The 277-nt window shown below is 55.6% G+C and carries 1 pseudogene; it reads left to right on the top strand.

Features of this window, described 5'->3' with window-relative positions:
* Positions 1–277, top strand: a pseudogene (locus SB765_RS29345) (UV damage endonuclease UvsE); the annotation flags it as partial.

Here is a 277-nt window from a genome sequence, read left to right as displayed (position 1 = left end):
AGGACAATATACCGTGCTCGCCTCCGATAATCCCGATGTGGTGGTGCGCGCGCTGGAGGATGTGGAGTATCACACGCTCTGCGCCTGTCTGATGGGATATGGCAAGACCTTCCAGGATTTTAAAATCAACATTCATATGAACGGCAAGGCGGGATTCGACGGTTTCAAACGGTCGTTTAATCAGCTCAGCCCGGAAGCGCGGCGGATGCTGACGGTGGAGAATGATGAGATCTCCTGCTCGCTGGATGACGTGCTGCAGGCAGCACCGCTCTGTCCG

Origin of the sequence: Pseudomonas sp. SIMBA_067, assembly GCF_046534675.1 — a bacterium.
In the GTDB taxonomy this organism is placed as follows: domain Bacteria; phylum Pseudomonadota; class Gammaproteobacteria; order Pseudomonadales; family Pseudomonadaceae; genus Aquipseudomonas; species Aquipseudomonas putida.
This window is presented reverse-complemented; position numbering and strand designations above follow the sequence as displayed.